Origin of the sequence: Pseudomonas sp. UM16, assembly GCF_050312595.1 — a bacterium.
Taxonomy (GTDB): Bacteria; Pseudomonadota; Gammaproteobacteria; order Pseudomonadales; family Pseudomonadaceae; genus Aquipseudomonas.
Map to the genome: position 1 here is coordinate 1 of NZ_JBNPJT010000042.1, position 1,939 is coordinate 1,939.

General features: G+C 53.3%; 2 protein-coding genes and 1 pseudogene. All 3 read left to right on the plus strand.

Going from position 1 to position 1,939, the window contains the following annotated elements:
- On the plus strand, positions 1-722 hold a 722-nt coding region (locus ACQRAX_RS25405; protein ID WP_427867769.1), incomplete at its 5' end, for an RHS repeat domain-containing protein.
- Positions 719-1,093: a hypothetical protein gene (locus tag ACQRAX_RS25410; RefSeq protein WP_412040945.1), complete on the plus strand. Its 375-nt coding sequence runs from the start codon at positions 719-721 to the stop codon at positions 1,091-1,093. The genes ACQRAX_RS25405 and ACQRAX_RS25410, both read left to right, overlap by 4 nt.
- A 143-nt stretch (positions 1,094-1,236) precedes the next feature.
- Positions 1,237-1,864, plus strand: a pseudogene (locus ACQRAX_RS25415) (DUF6531 domain-containing protein); the annotation flags it as partial.
- Between the last annotated feature and the right edge of the window lie 75 nt (positions 1,865-1,939).

Consider the following 1,939-nt stretch of genomic DNA (forward strand, 5'->3'; position numbering starts at 1 on the left):
CGCGTGTCGATCAAGCGGAGGGGGAGGAGCAGAAGGTTTACTACTTCCATACCGATCAGATCGGCACGCCGCTGGAGCTGACCGACAGCGAGGGGGAGATTGTCTGGCAGGCGACGTATCGGTCTTGGGGCACGATAGAGCAGTTGGTGGTCAATGAAGTTGAGCAGAACCTGAGGTTTCAGGGGCAGTACTTTGATGACGAGACGGGACTGCACTACAACACGTTTCGGTATTACGATCCGGAGGTGGGAAGGTTCATCACCCAAGATCCGATTGGTGTTCTTGGTGGCCCGAATTTGTATGGCTATGTTTCAAGCCCATTCACCCGAATTGATCCTTGGGGTTGGTGCGAAACTAAAGGAATGGGGGTAAGCAAGTCTGGACATCATGTACCATCCGTACGGAAATCCAAAGGTCGGCCATTTGCTGTGTCAAGGTCGGATAAGACCCGGCCAACACTATTCCCTAAAGGAGACAACCCAGAACATGAGCATTGGCTTTTGCATGAGGCTGAGAGGGGGCCGATTGGGCCGAGACAGGGTGACTTCCCAGGGACAGATGATCAGCTTTTCGCTGCATACCGTGAAGCATACAAGGATTTGGATCACATTAAGGTAGATGTTGTTTCACCAAATGGTACTCATGTGCTGGGTGAGAATGTAACCCCACGTGCTGCGGTTGATTTAATTGAAGACTGGCTAAGAGAGGGTGGATTAAGATGAAAATTGAAACCTTGAGCGATGTGAGGAAAATAATCCAAGAAGCAGGTTTCTTTGAAGCTGTCATTTCCAGTGTGAGCGATTGGGATGAAGCTTTGGATGAAAGGGATAATGAGAAATTTGATAAGGCTTGGGTGGATTGCTTCAATGAACTAAACGCTCTCACCTGTGGCGATATGGCTGACGAAAAAATCGTGAAGGATTTAAGGGAATTCTCCTTCAAAAAAGTATTTTCGATAGTTCGTAACTCTGAGATTGCAAGTTATATATCTGATGATATTGGTCTTGTGGCTGACGCAGTCTCAAAGGCTAATTTCAAGGGCTGGGTCGCTGAGCTTTTTGAGGCGTACTTGTCTGGTGAGTTTCCTCGCTAGCTTTGTTGTGTTTGGTTGGTTTGTTGTGGTTTTGCATTCTAGGTTGTGAGGTTTGTTAGAGTGGGCAGCGGCAAAATCTGAGTGCAACACTCACCATTCCGGTACGGTGCGGCTCCTATGTCTTATTCCGAACTCAGCGTTGAAAGCTGACTTGCGGCGCCACTATTTCTGGCGGTTCGGGTCATCATCGGCGGCGGCACCTACCGTTACCTGCCGGTGGACGATGAAATTCCCAAATGGCTGCGCACCACCGTCGATGTGTTGATGGCCATTGCCGGTGCGGCCGGTGGCATCGCCCAGCTGATCAAGGCCGGCACCCAGGCCGGCATGAAAGCGGTCATGCCCTGCGCCTTGAAGTTCACCGCAGGCTTCGTCGCCGGTGAGGTGGCCAGTCGTTACGTGGTCGAACCGGTAGCGCGCAAGGCCATCGGTGGCCTGGTCGGCAACCCGGTCGATCTCACCACCGGCCGCAAACTGATCCCTGATGAAATCGACTTCAGCCTGCCGGGCCTGATGCCCATCGAGTGGTCGCGCTTCTACGCCAGCGACCTGAGCGTCGACAGCATGCTTGGCCGTGGCTGGGTGTTGCCTTGGGAGCAGAGCCTGCGCCGGCGCGGCAGCTTCATCTACCTCACCGACAACCAGGGCCGGGAAATCCCGTTCGTCACCCTGCAACCGGGCGAGCGCATCTACAACCCGCACGAACAGGTGTACCTGGTGTGCACCGAGGGCAGCCACTACCTTCTGCAGACGCTGGACAACCTGTTCTTCGTATCCGCTCCATGAAGACCACATTCCAAGCGACTAACTGAAACCCGATGCTGCGCTCCCGATTTCTTTCTGGAG

Bases quoted from the DNA above. Each gene is read 5' to 3' on its own strand.
- ACQRAX_RS25410 (WP_412040945.1), top strand. From the start codon at position 719: ATGAAAATTGAAACCTTGAGCGATGTGAGGAAAATAATCCAAGAAGCA.